The sequence below is a fragment of the uncultured Gemella sp. genome (genome assembly GCF_963515875.1).
GTDB lineage: Bacteria > Bacillota > Bacilli > Staphylococcales > Gemellaceae > Gemella.
Genome location: NZ_CAUPZX010000001.1, coordinates 15,954 through 29,385 on the forward strand (window position 1 = coordinate 15,954; position 13,432 = coordinate 29,385).

Below are 13,432 nucleotides of genomic sequence, written 5' to 3' on the forward strand. Positions count from 1 at the left end.
AATATATTTATTGCCTAAAATAGTTTGTTAATAATATAATATCAATAATATTATTTTTTATCCACTACTTTTGCTTTATCTTTAATTTCTTTTGGAATTTCTATTCCTAATTGTTTTGCTTTTGCTTCATTTAAGTAAATTACACCTTCATTAGCAAGAACGATTGGCATATCTTTAGTATCCGCACCTTTTAATACTTTAGCAACTACTTTTGCTGTTTCAATACCGATTTGATATTGATCAACACCTATTCCTAATAGTCCTCCATCAGCTACCATAGTGTCTGCAGATGGGAAGACAGGAATTTTCTTAGCATCAGTGACTTTTACAACTGTTGCCATCGCACTTGCAATTGTGTTATCAATTGGTACGAAGATTGCATCAGTTTGTGAAGCAAGGCTTTCTGTTACTTGTTGAATATCATTTGTGTTCGCTACTGTTGATACTTTAACTTCTAATCCTAATTCTTTAGCTAATTTTTCTGCTTCTTGAGCTTGTTTTACAGAGTTATCTTCACTAGCTGTGTAAAGAATACCAACCTTTTTCATATTAGGTAATACTTTTTTCATGATTTCAAGTTGTTGTTTAATTGGGGTTCTATCACTAACACCAGTAATGTTATTTCCTGGTTTATTTTCAGCTTTAATTAATCCTGCTTCAACTGGATATGTAATACCACCCATGATAATTGGTTTGTCTTTTGTTGCATTTGATAATGATAAAGTAGCTGGTGTTGTAATACCTACTAAAATATCGTTGTTATCTGTAACTAATTTTTGACCCATACTTGCTAAGTTACTTTGATCACCTTGAGCATTTTGAAGATCAATTTTTAAATTCTTACCTACTTCATATCCTTCTTTTTTCAGTCCATCTTCTAAACCTTTATAGATTTGGTCAAGAGCTGGATGACTAAGTAATTGAAGCACCCCTACTTTAACCTCTTTATTATCAACTTTTTTAGTTTCTTCACCTTTTTTACTAGAGAAGAACCCATAACCTAATACACAAACTAATAATACCGCAAATGCTACAAAAATTTTATTTACTTTCATTTTAATAATCTCCTTTAAATTTAATAATATTTTTTGTAATAAAAATTTTTTTGTAATAAAAATTTTAGAAGCGTATCTATACAAAAAGACCACTAGCATAATATCTAGTGGTCCTTTAACTATAATTTTTATAATATAAAAAGCCACCTAGATATTTCTATGTGGTCTCGATTTTCCCATCACAAATAATCCACATAGATACTTACTTCTCATCTGAGAGCCGTATCTATGTTAAAAAGAAACAAGATCGACTCAGTATCTAGTGGCTTTGCCAACGAATATTTAATTGTAGCGTGTCAACTTGATACAGTTTCATATATCTCTTTTCTCCTTTACGTTTAATTCTTAATTACATTATATCAACTGTTTTTTTAATTGTCAATATATTTTTTTAAAAAAATATATAAAATTCTGACAATTCCATATAATTTCTATCTATTTCAATAAAATTTTGTTTATTATTTTTATTGAAACTCACTATCACTACCTCGAAGTAATTATTTTAAAAAAATATTAAAAATATATTAGCCCCATTTTATCAATTTTTTCTGTACTATAAATTATCCTATGAAAAAATAGCTCATTATGAAAACAATGAAAATAAGTCGTTTTCATAATTGAAATATAGAGATTTTTATAATAGTACAGTAGTTGATTCATTGATTTCACTACTATATATGGGTGAATTATATTTTATAAAATATCGGGTTTCTTATGAAAATAAAATTGAAAATATATCATTTTTATGAAAATTTTCACTTGAAAATCTATTTTCATAGGAGTATGATAGATATATGTTACTTAAAATGAAGTTAGGAGAATTTTTATGGATAGCAAGATAGCTATAGAAAAAGAAAAATTATTTAACAAAGGATTCATCACAATAACTACAATTAATTTTATTGTATTTTTAATTTATTATTGTTTTGTAGTTATTACAGCAAAATATGCAACATCTCAATTAGGAGCTACTGCAGCTCAGGCGGGATTTGCCGCAGGTATTTATATTATCGGAACACTTGTCGCTCGTCTTTATATTGGTAAGAAATTAGAAATTGTTGGTCGCAAACAAATTTTACGTTTTGGAGCTTTAATTTACTTAATCACAACAGCAGCTTACTTAATTTCATCAAACATTATTATCTTAGATACTGTTCGTTTTCTAAATGGTTTTGCTTACGGAACTATTTCTACTGCTGCTAACGCAATCGTTACAGCTTATATTCCTAAAACTCGTAATGGGGAAGGTATTAACTACTATGGATTAAGTACAAGTTTAGCTGCTGCAATTGGACCATTTATCGGTATGTTACTACTTCCTATTACAGGATTTAATGCGGTAATAATTCTAGCAATTATTCTATCTATTGCTGTAACTGTAGCTTGTTTCTTATTCCCTGTTAAAAATATCGAATTAGATAGCAAACAAAAACAACTTTTAAATAGTTGGGCACTAAATACTTTTATCGAATATAAAGTATTATTCATCTCAACAGTAGCATTTTTAATAGGTTTAGCATACTCTAGCGTATTAGGCTTCTTGTCTATTTATGCTGATAGTTTAAATTTATCAACAGCTGGAGCATTCTTCTTTGTAGTTTACGCTCTTATTATCACTGCTACTCGTCCATTCGCAGGACGCGTATTCGATGCTCGTGGTGAGAATGCAGTTATGTACCCAAGTTTTGTATTTTTAACTTTAGGTTTATTAATGTTAAGTTTTACTAATGGTAGCTTTATGTTATTATTCTCAGGTGCATTAATTGGTTTAGGTTACGGAACATTCATGTCTAATGGTCAAGCGGTTTGTCTAAAACTCGTTAACTCTACTAAAGTAGGTATCGCACTTTCTACTTACTTCATAGGATTAGATCTTGGTCTTGGATTTGGACCTTATGTTTTAGGTACTGTTCACGGCATTCTATCTTATAGAGGGATATATATTCTTTGTGCAGTAATTACAATTGGTGTAACAGTTCTTTATGCAATGTTCTACAAAGGTAAAGAAGTACCCGTGCTAAAAACAAAAACTAGTCGATAGTAACATTAAAAACTTTTAAATAAGGGAGTGACCTAATCGACTTTTCAGAAATAAATCACGATTTTTGAGTCACTCCCTTTTATGTATTTAATAATCATCATTAATAATAAAAGAGGAGCGATACATTATCATTCCTCTTTTTATTTTATTTTTCTGGGTAACGTCTTGCAACATCTATTAATTTATCTTCTATAATCTTTTTAGGATTCTCATTAAGATGATAACACATTGCTAAAGAATAGATTAGAACGTCTGCTAGCTCATCCTTTATCTCTTGTATATTATCACCTTTTTCGTCCCATTGAAAATGTTCTAATAACTCTGCCGCTTCTATAGAAATACTTTTAGAAAATCTTTCCAAAGTATCATATTTTTCCCAACCTCTTTTTTCTCTAAACTCTGTTATTATAGTTTTTAATTCTTCCATATTTTTTCCTTTAGATTAAGTTGTTATTTGTTAAATTATTATATAGATTGTAGAATTCTGCTAGAGTTAAAGTTTCACTTCGTCTAGCTGGTTCAATATCGCTATCTACACAAGCATTTTGTAAATCTTGCTTTTTGTCTTTACCATAACTTGAAATTAAGTTATTTAATAAAGTTTTTCTTCGTTGAACAAAACATGAACGAACAAATTTAAAGAATTTAGCATCAGTTTCAAATTCGTGACTTTCTTTTGTCATAATTTTCACAACTGCACTTTCAACATTCGGTGCTGGTACAAAAACTTTTTTCGGTACGGTAAATAAATACTCAACATCTGTATAATAATTTAATAAAATTGTTAGTGAGTTATAATCTTTTGTTCCTACCTTAGCATTTAATCTATTAGCAACTTCTTTTTGCATCATAACTACATAACCATCAATTTTCTCAGTATTTTCTATTAAATGAGTTAAAATTGGCGTTGTAATGTAGTAGGGTAAGTTTGCTACTACCATAATTTTTTCACAATCTGACATCTTCTCAGCGATTATTTTGTCAACATCAGCTTTTAAGATATCATTATTAATAATCTCAACATTAGAATAATCAGCAAGTGTCTCTGATAAAATCGGTAAAAGTCTACCATCAATTTCAAATGAAATTACTTTTTTAGCTTTTTTAGCTAACGCCTCTGTAAGAGAACCAATACCAGGTCCAATTTCTATTACTCCTACATTTTCATTTACTCCAGCTCCATCAACGATTCTATTTAAGATATTTGCATCTATTAAAAAGTTCTGTCCTAAACTCTTTTTAAATGTAAAACCGTGTTTTTTTAGTATTTCAAAAGTTTTCTTAGGTGTTCCTATCATTATTTTATTCCTTTACTTATTTTTTCCATTTCTTCTAATAATCGTTCTTTAGAAATGTTATACATATTAAGTTTGTTTAGTAATTGTTTTGCATTAGTATATCCTATATTTAATCTTTCACAAAGTTCTTCTCTTAAAACTTTTGAAGTAGTGCCTCCTACTAAACCTAACTCTATCAATATTTCATTACTTATATCATTTTTCACCTCATCCATCGGTGTATAATGATTTTTTATGGCCGCAATAATATCTTCTTTACTCGCAGCTTCTATTCCAATCTTCCCTTTGCTATCCACTGCTTTTTTATTTGAAATATATGCATGTTTTGCCGTAGGGATATTTTTTTCTATAATACTTCTAATTCTTTTTCCAGCATAATCAGGATCGGTTAGAACTATTAGTCCTCTTGTTTTTTCTAGAAAGATTAAACGTTCTATTTTTTTCTTAGTTAGGGCAGAGCCATTAGTTTCAAATGTATCACAATCTATTGCTTCTTTGACCCTATTGGTGTCATCTCTTCCCTCTACTACTATTATTTCTTTGATTTTCATTTTATTATCCTTTAAAAAATTCATCAGTCTATTATAACATATTTAGACAAATTTTGCTCATACTAGCATGAATATTTCAAATAGTTGTATAGTTCATGTGTAATTTCATTGTGAACTTTATACTTATAACCATCACAAAGAAAATTCTTTTTTAATTCAAATTTATCTTTAAGCTTAATTTTTTCTAGTGCTTTCCCTTTTTTACACACTAGTATTTCCCAATATTTTTCAAACTTAACCAGATAACAATCATGGATTTTATCTTCCCCATATGCTCCAGCAAAATATAACAGTCCAACAAGGTCTAATAGTATATGCCACCATTTTACTGTTTTTCTTCTTTCTAACAAATAAACCTTCTCACTCTTAATAAGATAATTATATAATTCTTCCATACCTCTCACCTCTTTATACTCATTATAACACAAAAAATCCTCTACAGAACAACCTGCAAAGGAAAATTTGTTAATGTATATCTTTTTTCTTAAAGTTAGCTCCACTTACTTCACTAACTGTTCCAATCGATAGAAAGGCATTTTTGTCATTTCTAAAGACTATTTTTTTTAGTTTTGATTCTTCAATACGAGTAATTACACAAAAGATGATTTTTGTTTCCTGTCCAGAATAGCCACCTTCTCCATGTAATAAAGTTACTCCACGACCTAATCGATCTTGAATTTCTTGACTAATTACTTGGTAATTACTTGTAATAACCATTACAGATTTAGAATCATTTAGTCCCTCAATAACTATATCCATAACTTTAGAAGCTACGAAATAACTTATCATAGAATATAACGCTGCTTCCCATGTGAATACAAATCCAGAAGCTATAAAAATCACAACATTTATTCCAAGAACCATCTCACCTACAGAAATCGGTAGCTTTTTAGTAGCATAGATTGAAAACATCTCACTTCCATCCAATGTTCCACCATTTCTAATAACTAATCCAACTCCTATTCCTAATATTATCCCACCAAAGATACAGGCTAAGAATGGATCAGTAACTAGCGGAGGAAAACTATGAAAATAAGATGTTGCAAAAGATAAAATAATAATTCCAAAAATAGATGCTATAGAAAAACCTCTACCTATTTGCTTATATCCTAAATACAAAAATGGAATATTAAAAATTAAAATGAAAACCCCAAGTGGTAATCCTAAGTAATGACGGGCAATAATCGACACCCCAATCACTCCACCATCTAATATATTATTAGGAATTAAGAAAAATTCTAATCCTGCTGCAAAAATTAATGATCCAATAATTATACTTATATATTTCTTCAAAAAATCTATTCTACTCTCCATTGATTCTCCTTTTTATTTATTTTTTTGACAAATAGGACAAAAATGACTCGAACGACCTTTTATCGTAACATTTTCCACATCATGACCTTGGGGACAGGTTTTTTTCCCATATATTTGGTGGAAATTTTGCATATTCCCTTCTCCTCCATCAGTATGAACATAATCAGAGATTGTAGATCCACCCTCTTTTATTGCCAACTCTAAAATATCTACTAATTCTTTAAATAAACTCTCCTTTTTCTTTTTAGAAAGTTCACTCGCCTTTGTTAATGGATGAATTTTTTGGCGATATAATACTTCACAATCATAAATGTTACCACATCCACAAAATACATTTCCTTCTAAAAGTAGTGCTTTTATAGGTTGATCTTTATATTTATTTTCGTCTAATTTTTCTAAAAAATATTTTTTAGAATTTTTATCAAAAGGTTCTGGAGCAAGATTAATAAAAGGTTTAAACTTCGTTATATCTTCAATATATCTAAGTTCTCCAAATCTTCTAATATCGCTGTAAACCAGTTTTTCTCCAGTTGATAATTCAAAAATTACATGTTGATGCTTAAAATAATTTTTATTAGTAATTTCTGCTATATCTTTAACTAGAAAAAATGCTCCTGTCATTCCAAAATGAGTAATTATATATCCCTCATTTAATGTGAAATATAGATATTTTCCTCTACGTGATAATTTTTCTATTGTTTTTCCTTTAACATTCTCAGAAAAGCAACAAATATCTTGCTTCACAATTGCCATTTTATTTAGTGTATGACTTTCTTTTACAGTATTTGAATATTTTACATCTAGAATTTGTTTATCTATTACTACTTCTTCTAATCCAAATTTTATATTTTCAACCTCTGGTAACTCTGGCATAATGTACTCCTATTTTTATACTTACTTTTTAATTGTAATACAAATATTTGAAAAATTCAAAGATTTCATTTTTACTTAACTTTATATTACACCTAATTTCTTTGTTTTTTTCGCTTTATTATAGCGTTAGAACAAAATATGTAGTATAATAATAAAGTTAAATATAAAAAGGGGCCGTTATTAAATGGAAGAAAGAGAATCTAGACGAAAAAGAATTAGTTCAGCCTCATATAAAAGAGGAGGACGCTCTCCTAAAAAAAGAGGTTTTAAAAAAATATTATTTACAATTTTAGCATTATTCTTAGTTGGAACTGGAGCGTTTGCTGCTTATACATTCCATAACTTCTCAAATTCTGCTAAAAAAGGTTATAAAAATGTAGACTATCTAAAAGAAGTTGATCCTAACTTTAAAAAATTCTCAGTTTTAATTTTAGGTATTGATATGAATGATGATCGTAAAGCACAAGGTCAAACTCGTGAAGACAGTAGAACAGACTCTATGATTTTAGCAACTATCAATAAAGATAAAAAACGTATGGATATGGTTAGTATCCCTCGTGACTCTCTTAGTTTAATGAGAGAAAAAGATGATGAAAACAACAATAGTGCTTATTTCTACGACAAAATTACCCATGCACATGCGTATAATGATGTCAAAGGAACGACTAATGCAGTAGAAAACTTGCTAAATACTCCAATTAACTTCTATGTATTAATTAACTTTAAAGCATTTGTTCAAACTGTTGATGCCTTTGGTGGTATTGATTTATACGTTCCTTTCGATATGGATGAGCAAAATGCTAATGGTGAAGAAAATACGATTAAACTGAAAAAAGGGTGGCATACTTTAAGTGGTGAACAAGCCCTTGCCTTTGCTCGTAGTAGATATTACGATAGTGATATTGAACGTGGTCAACGTCAACTTCAAGCTATTCATTCTCTTATTGATAAAGCGAAGAGCTTAAATGCCTTAGCAAAAATCAATGAAGTTATTAATATAGCTGGAGATAATGTAGAGCATAATTTATCAACAACTCAAATCTCTACAGCAATTAAAATGTTCCTTAATGAGGATATGAAAATCGTATCTCATAGAATTGAAGGTTATGACATTTATTATGGTGGTGTCTACTACTACTATCCAAGACCACTGTCTTTACTTTATGCATCTTCTGCATTAAGAAATAATCTAGATTTACCTTTACAAAAGGCTACAGATTTATTAAACATCTACTATCAAGGTCATATCTCTATAGGACTTAAACAATATAGAATTAATAATTTACGTTTAGTGCAAAATTATCCAATTTCTAATCTTACGGTTATGTCACCAGAAGATTCATTATTAAATCTTCCTGAACGACTTACATCAGAAGATTTGAAAAATGACATTACTGTTAGTAACGAAAATCGTCCAGATGAGACAACTAATAATACTAACAATGGCAGCAATAATATAAACAATAACTCTGCTAGCAATACAAAAAACAATAGATAATCAAAATACTGAAGTTAATAATAATCAAGAATAATTAATATCCCATCAAAAACTAGTTTTGATGGGATATTAATTATTTATTTGAAAATTTTACATTTACAGTTCCAGTATTTGAAGATGTGAATAATTGTTTCTTTTTATTTGAGCTATTTGTAAAATTTGATTCTTCATCACTTAATTCAGCTATAATATCACCTTCTGTTGACTTAAGAGTAATAAAATTATTTGCAGTAAGATTACTTAGAATAATATTACCAGTAGTTGTTTTTAAGTTAATATTATCTGAACTTTTACTAGGAAGATTACTTACCTTAATATTTCCTAGTTCATTAGTTATATTAATATCTTTTATTGTTGATGATGACAACTCTGTATCTCCTGTTTCATTATCAACACTAATATCTTTTAAATCATTAATATTATTTAATTTAACATCTCCTGTAGCAACATTAATTTTTAGAGAATTATTTTTACTATTTAAGTTATCTATATTTAAATTTCCAGTTGCTAATTTAATATCAACATCTGAAGCTGAAATATTAGTTATATATACATCACCTAGTTCACTATTAATTATAAGAGATTTAATATCTAGATTCTTGATAAAATAATCTCCTAATTTATTAACTGAATTGATATCGATATTAGAAGATTTAGGTATTTTTATAATAAGTTTTCTTTTTTCAGTAAAGAAATTAAAATTAATACTCACAATATTTTTATTTTCTTTTATAGATAACTTATTTCCTATGTGCTCTATATTAACTTTACGTTCTAGAGCAGTATAGTATTCTATTTCCATATTTTTAGAAGTAGTATTCTCTTCTATGGTTACATCAGAATCAATAATATCTAAATCTAAATTTTTAACATCATCAATTGAGACAGTATAATTCTTTTTCTCGAAATTAGAAGAAAATCTAGGTATATGACCATTATTTAAGTAAGTTGCTAATCCTATCAATACTAGTCCAAAAATTATAAAACTAATAGAAATTTTTATAAATTTATTCATTTATATACACCTCTTTTTTGAAAATCTTCACAAAAATTGTTCTGATGTTTATACCATTTTGACGTGATTTTTTATATATTTTTATCAACCAGTCAATACCAATTAAACCAGCCCCTGAAATAACAAATCCAAATCCTAAAGTATCTAAGAAATACGAAATATTTCTTTCGTAAATAAGATAAAATGGGGATTTTAATATTAATAAGATTCCACCAATGAAAATAGCTATAATAGAAAATACAATACTAAATATTATAGATAGAATAACTATAAAAAGACTAGCGACTAGAGAAAATATAATTATCCAAGCAGGAAATAATAATACGATATTAATAAAGCCGAGCTCTCGTGGTATAAACCTCCATACTAGTTTTGTTTGTTTTTTTCCAATATTATGTTCATCTAAAATTTGATCAACGATGATATTAATATCCCCTAATTGCGATACAGCTTCTTCTTCACTTAAGCCCTCATCAATACGATCATCAATCATTTCTTCGAAAAAATTGAGTGTTTTATATATCTCTTTTGGCGATAAATATAGTTTTAATTTATTTCCCAAAAGAGCGCAAAACTGTGTCTTATTCATATTTTTCATCTCCTAATATATATTTATGTGCATTACTTATTACTTTCCAGTCGATAAGAAATTCCTGAATTTTATTGAGACCAACATCTGTAATTTTATAATATTTTCTTAGTCTACTATTATGTTCTACCGAATATGAGGTAACACAATCGTTTGCTTCCAAGCGTTTTAAGATTGGATATAACGTTGATTCCGATATAGGAATTACATTTGAAACATCTTTTATAATTTTATACCCATATGATTCAGAATTACGTAAAGTAGCAAGAACACATATTTCCAATAAACCTCTTTTTAATTGAGCTTCCATACAAATATCTCCTTTCACATAATACTATACATTGCATAGTATAATTTGTCAAGTAGTATAATGAGAAATATATTCTAATTATTGACATTTTATTTATAATACATCATAATTAATATAGTAAATTCAGCAAATTATAAATTACAAAGGAGGTACTATGGCGAAGAAATTTATTACAATTAAAGAAGACTCATACGATGAATTCATTGAAAAAAAATCTACATTTATTACTCATCTTATAAGAATCAATAGCGAAGAAGAAGCTAGAGAGTTTATTCAAAAAATGAAAAAGAAACATTACGATGCTACACACGTATGTTCTTGTTATGTATATGGTGACAATAACGAAATTACTCGAGCTAACGATGATGGTGAACCGAGTGGAACTGCTGGAGCTCCGATGTTAGATGTACTAGTAAAAAATGAAATAAAAAATGTTTGTGCTACCGTAATACGTTATTTCGGTGGAACTAAACTAGGAACTGGCGGTTTAGTCCGTGCATATGGTGGCGGAGTTATTAATGCCTTAAAAAATGCAACATTAGTAGAAAGAAAAAATGCTTTTGAAGTTAGACTAGAGTTAGACTACAGCCTTAACGGAAAAATAGAATATGAGATTGGAAAAACTAATTTTATCGTAAACAACCTAGAATATACCGACAAAATTGTTTATACAATCTATGTTATGCAAGAAGATTATGATAACTTTGAAAATTGGATTTCTAATCTAACAAATGGTCAATTTAAAATTATATCTTCTAAAGAAAAACAACTCGAATTTGATATAAAATAAAGATAAGAAGGAAGCAGAAACCAAATTAAACGGTCTCTTATTCCTTCTTAGTTTATTTTTTATTCTTTCTTGAAAATTCTTCTATCCATGCTTTCAAATCAACTATCGCCTCTTTTACAATTTGTTCTTTATCATTAAATTCTAAATCTAGTCCTTCTACTCGTAAAACTTTAATTTTATCTATTCCTAGCACACCAAATATACCTCTAACATACTGAACCGCAAAGTCTAAATTTGTATATTGAATATGCTTATCAAATTCCCCTCCACTAGTTATAACAAATGTTATTTGTTTATCAGAATTATCCAATCCTATTAAAGATTCTACTTCACATTTAAATGTCTCATTCACAATTACAATATTATCTATGTAATCTTTAAATTTTGACACTACATTAAAATTATGAAGTGGCATATAAATAAACACTGCTTCAGCGCTTTTCCATTGTGCTAATAACTCTTTTTGTCTAAGTTTATCATGTTGTTCTTTTTCTGATAAATGTACTCCTTCATAGTTAAACATAAACTTATCCATTACTGGAATATGTAAACTTGGGTCGTATAAATTAAGGTTTTCTATATTTTTGAACCCTTCTTCTCTTAATTTATCTTTTCCTACATTAGCTAAGATATTTGATATACGATGTTTTCCATCATAGTCTGGATGACACATAATCTGTAAAATTTTCATAACTCACCTCTAAATAGTAATTACCAATCATAAAAAAACTTCCCAACTATAAAGTAATTGGGAAGTTGTGATTTTATTTAAACTCGTTGTAAATTGTGTTTATAGTTTTTTCATAATCATTATTATGAACACCTACAATAATATTAATTTCATCATTAGTCTGTGAAATTAATGCAATATTTACCCCTGCTTCCCCTAAAGCTTTGAATAATCTGCCTGATAAGCCTTTTGTATTTTTCATTTTTTCTCCTACTGTAGCAATAAGTGAAATTTCATGAGTAACATTAACCTCATCAGCTTCTAAAACTGCTTTAATTTTAGCAACTAACTCATGAATAAATGGTCTAACATTACCTGTTTCTACAACTACAGAAAATGAGTCTATTCCACTTGGAATATGTTCGATACTAACATTAAAATCTTCAAATATTTTAAGTGCTTTACCTATTAATCCAACCTCATTTGCCATATGACGTTTTTTAATTGTAATAATTGAGAAATCTTTTTTCCCTGCAATACCAGTTACTATTTGTTTTGCATCAAGGTGCTTATTATCAGAAATAATAGTTCCTTCTGCTGTTGGATCATTTGTATTACGAATTTGAATTGGAATGTCTTTATCACGAACTGGGAAAATAGCCTCCTCATGAAGAACGCTAGCACCCATATATGAAAGTTCACGAAGTTCTGTGTAGCTTATAACTTTAATTTCATGTGGATTTTCAATAATACGTGGGTCTGCCATTAAAATACCTGATACATCCGTCCAGTTTTCATAAACACTAGCATCTGCAATATTAGCAACTATCGCACCACTAACATCTCCTCCTCCACGAGTCATAATTTTTATTTCACCATTAGGACGACTTCCATAAAATCCAGGAATAAGTAGACGATCATATTCTTTCACTACAGCATCAAAAGCTGCCTGAGTTCTTTCAAAATCAATTTCACCTTGATAATTGTAAAAAATTAAATCTTTAGCATCCACAAAATGATACCCTAAATACTCAGCCATCAATAAAGCTGTTAAATATTCTCCACGGCTTACTAAATATTCCTCATCGATTCCTTTACTAATCTCTGCTTTTAATTTAGCAAGTTCTCCTTCGATATCAAATTTTAAGTTTAATTCATTTTTTATAGCAATAAACTTATCTTCAATCATTTTAAAGATATTGTCAAAGTTAATATTGTATTTAGTATGTGCATAGCATAAATAAAGTAAGTCTGTTACCTTATTATCTTCTTTATTCGCTTTCCCTACAGCACTAACTACAACAAAACGACGTGCATCATCAAGCTCTACAATACTTTTAACTTTTTTAAATTGTTCCGCACTCGCTACCGAGCTTCCTCCAAATTTTGCTACTCTAACCATCTTAACTCCTTTTTCTAACTTGTTAT

At 28.6% G+C, this 13,432-nt stretch carries 15 protein-coding genes; 3 read left to right on the plus strand and 12 right to left on the minus strand.

The window, feature by feature from the left end; translation table 11 throughout:
• Positions 1-50 precede the first annotated feature (50 nt).
• Positions 51-1,055 carry a tryptophan ABC transporter substrate-binding protein gene (trpX, locus tag RWL85_RS00095; protein ID WP_314083622.1) on the minus strand — a complete coding sequence of 335 codons (1,005 nt, stop codon included), beginning with the start codon at positions 1,053-1,055 and terminating at the stop codon, positions 51-53.
• Positions 1,056-1,881: 826 nt separating this feature from the next.
• Here trpX and RWL85_RS00100 point away from each other — a divergent pair.
• On the plus strand, positions 1,882-3,096 hold the full coding sequence (locus RWL85_RS00100; protein WP_314083624.1) for an MFS transporter: 1,215 nt from the start codon (positions 1,882-1,884) through the stop codon (positions 3,094-3,096).
• 145 nt (positions 3,097-3,241) lie between these two features.
• Here RWL85_RS00100 and RWL85_RS00105 read toward each other — a convergent pair whose 3' ends face one another.
• From RWL85_RS00105 to mutM, 6 genes are all read right to left on the minus strand, one after another.
• The gene (locus RWL85_RS00105) at positions 3,242-3,523 is read right to left on the minus strand and encodes a MazG-like family protein (RefSeq protein WP_314083626.1); all 282 of its coding nucleotides are present in this window, start codon (positions 3,521-3,523) and stop codon (positions 3,242-3,244) included.
• Between the two features lie 10 nt (positions 3,524-3,533).
• Positions 3,534-4,394, minus strand: coding sequence for a 16S rRNA (adenine(1518)-N(6)/adenine(1519)-N(6))-dimethyltransferase RsmA (rsmA, locus tag RWL85_RS00110; RefSeq protein WP_314083627.1), 861 nt, complete (start codon positions 4,392-4,394; stop codon positions 3,534-3,536).
• The gene (gene rnmV / locus RWL85_RS00115) at positions 4,394-4,945 is read right to left on the minus strand and encodes a ribonuclease M5 (RefSeq protein WP_314083629.1); all 552 of its coding nucleotides are present in this window, start codon (positions 4,943-4,945) and stop codon (positions 4,394-4,396) included. Before rnmV ends, rsmA begins: the two co-directional genes overlap by 1 nt.
• A 62-nt stretch (positions 4,946-5,007) precedes the next feature.
• Positions 5,008-5,340 (minus strand): hypothetical protein, encoded by a 333-nt coding sequence (locus RWL85_RS00120; protein ID WP_314083631.1) that lies wholly within the window; start codon positions 5,338-5,340, stop codon positions 5,008-5,010.
• A gap of 70 nt (positions 5,341-5,410) precedes the next feature.
• Positions 5,411-6,259: a YitT family protein gene (locus RWL85_RS00125; RefSeq protein WP_314083633.1), complete on the minus strand. Its 849-nt coding sequence runs from the start codon at positions 6,257-6,259 to the stop codon at positions 5,411-5,413.
• 12 nt (positions 6,260-6,271) lie between these two features.
• Positions 6,272-7,132: a bifunctional DNA-formamidopyrimidine glycosylase/DNA-(apurinic or apyrimidinic site) lyase gene (mutM, locus tag RWL85_RS00130; protein ID WP_314083634.1), complete on the minus strand. Its 861-nt coding sequence runs from the start codon at positions 7,130-7,132 to the stop codon at positions 6,272-6,274.
• A gap of 184 nt (positions 7,133-7,316) precedes the next feature.
• Here mutM and RWL85_RS00135 point away from each other — a divergent pair, with 184 nt between their 5' ends.
• On the plus strand, positions 7,317-8,630 hold the full coding sequence (locus RWL85_RS00135; RefSeq protein WP_314083636.1) for an LCP family protein: 1,314 nt from the start codon (positions 7,317-7,319) through the stop codon (positions 8,628-8,630).
• 73 nt (positions 8,631-8,703) lie between these two features.
• Here RWL85_RS00135 and RWL85_RS00140 read toward each other — a convergent pair whose 3' ends face one another.
• Genes RWL85_RS00140 through RWL85_RS00150 form a run of 3 tightly spaced genes read right to left on the minus strand, consistent with a single transcriptional unit; the run spans position 8,704 to position 10,544 of the window.
• The gene (locus RWL85_RS00140; protein WP_314083638.1) at positions 8,704-9,645 is read right to left on the minus strand and encodes a DUF4097 family beta strand repeat-containing protein; all 942 of its coding nucleotides are present in this window, start codon (positions 9,643-9,645) and stop codon (positions 8,704-8,706) included.
• Positions 9,638-10,234 (minus strand): HAAS signaling domain-containing protein, encoded by a 597-nt coding sequence (locus tag RWL85_RS00145; RefSeq protein WP_314083640.1) that lies wholly within the window; start codon positions 10,232-10,234, stop codon positions 9,638-9,640. Before RWL85_RS00145 ends, RWL85_RS00140 begins: the two co-directional genes overlap by 8 nt.
• Entirely contained in the window at positions 10,227-10,544 is a 318-nt protein-coding gene (locus tag RWL85_RS00150; protein WP_060913527.1) for a PadR family transcriptional regulator, read from the minus strand. The genes RWL85_RS00145 and RWL85_RS00150 overlap by 8 nt, the downstream gene beginning before the upstream one ends.
• A 154-nt stretch (positions 10,545-10,698) precedes the next feature.
• Here RWL85_RS00150 and RWL85_RS00155 point away from each other — a divergent pair, with 154 nt between their 5' ends.
• Positions 10,699-11,334, plus strand: coding sequence for a YigZ family protein (locus RWL85_RS00155; protein ID WP_314083644.1), 636 nt, complete (start codon positions 10,699-10,701; stop codon positions 11,332-11,334).
• A 52-nt stretch (positions 11,335-11,386) separates the two neighbouring features.
• Here the strand turns inward: RWL85_RS00155 and RWL85_RS00160 are convergent, their stop codons facing one another.
• Both RWL85_RS00160 and RWL85_RS00165 read right to left on the minus strand, forming a co-directional pair.
• Complete coding sequence (locus RWL85_RS00160; protein WP_314083646.1) at positions 11,387-12,025, minus strand: NAD(P)H-dependent oxidoreductase; 639 nt, start codon at positions 12,023-12,025, stop codon at positions 11,387-11,389.
• 73 nt (positions 12,026-12,098) lie between these two features.
• Positions 12,099-13,406 carry an aspartate kinase gene (locus RWL85_RS00165; protein WP_314083648.1) on the minus strand — a complete coding sequence of 436 codons (1,308 nt, stop codon included), beginning with the start codon at positions 13,404-13,406 and terminating at the stop codon, positions 12,099-12,101.
• Positions 13,407-13,432 lie beyond the last annotated feature (26 nt).

Coding starts and splice junctions, on each gene's coding strand:
- RWL85_RS00125 (WP_314083633.1), bottom strand. CDS start 6,259: ATGGAGAGTAGAATAGATTTTTTGAAGAAATATATAAGTATAATTATT.
- trpX (WP_314083622.1), bottom strand. CDS start 1,055: ATGAAAGTAAATAAAATTTTTGTAGCATTTGCGGTATTATTAGTTTGT.
- RWL85_RS00160 (WP_314083646.1), bottom strand. CDS start 12,025: ATGAAAATTTTACAGATTATGTGTCATCCAGACTATGATGGAAAACAT.
- RWL85_RS00135 (WP_314083636.1), top strand. CDS start 7,317: ATGGAAGAAAGAGAATCTAGACGAAAAAGAATTAGTTCAGCCTCATAT.
- RWL85_RS00100 (WP_314083624.1), top strand. CDS start 1,882: ATGGATAGCAAGATAGCTATAGAAAAAGAAAAATTATTTAACAAAGGA.
- mutM (WP_314083634.1), bottom strand. CDS start 7,132: ATGCCAGAGTTACCAGAGGTTGAAAATATAAAATTTGGATTAGAAGAA.
- RWL85_RS00140 (WP_314083638.1), bottom strand. CDS start 9,645: ATGAATAAATTTATAAAAATTTCTATTAGTTTTATAATTTTTGGACTA.
- RWL85_RS00165 (WP_314083648.1), bottom strand. CDS start 13,406: ATGGTTAGAGTAGCAAAATTTGGAGGAAGCTCGGTAGCGAGTGCGGAA.
- rnmV (WP_314083629.1), bottom strand. CDS start 4,945: ATGAAAATCAAAGAAATAATAGTAGTAGAGGGAAGAGATGACACCAAT.
- RWL85_RS00155 (WP_314083644.1), top strand. CDS start 10,699: ATGGCGAAGAAATTTATTACAATTAAAGAAGACTCATACGATGAATTC.
- RWL85_RS00120 (WP_314083631.1), bottom strand. CDS start 5,340: ATGGAAGAATTATATAATTATCTTATTAAGAGTGAGAAGGTTTATTTG.
- RWL85_RS00145 (WP_314083640.1), bottom strand. CDS start 10,234: ATGAATAAGACACAGTTTTGCGCTCTTTTGGGAAATAAATTAAAACTA.
- rsmA (WP_314083627.1), bottom strand. CDS start 4,394: ATGATAGGAACACCTAAGAAAACTTTTGAAATACTAAAAAAACACGGT.
- RWL85_RS00105 (WP_314083626.1), bottom strand. CDS start 3,523: ATGGAAGAATTAAAAACTATAATAACAGAGTTTAGAGAAAAAAGAGGT.
- RWL85_RS00150 (WP_060913527.1), bottom strand. CDS start 10,544: ATGGAAGCTCAATTAAAAAGAGGTTTATTGGAAATATGTGTTCTTGCT.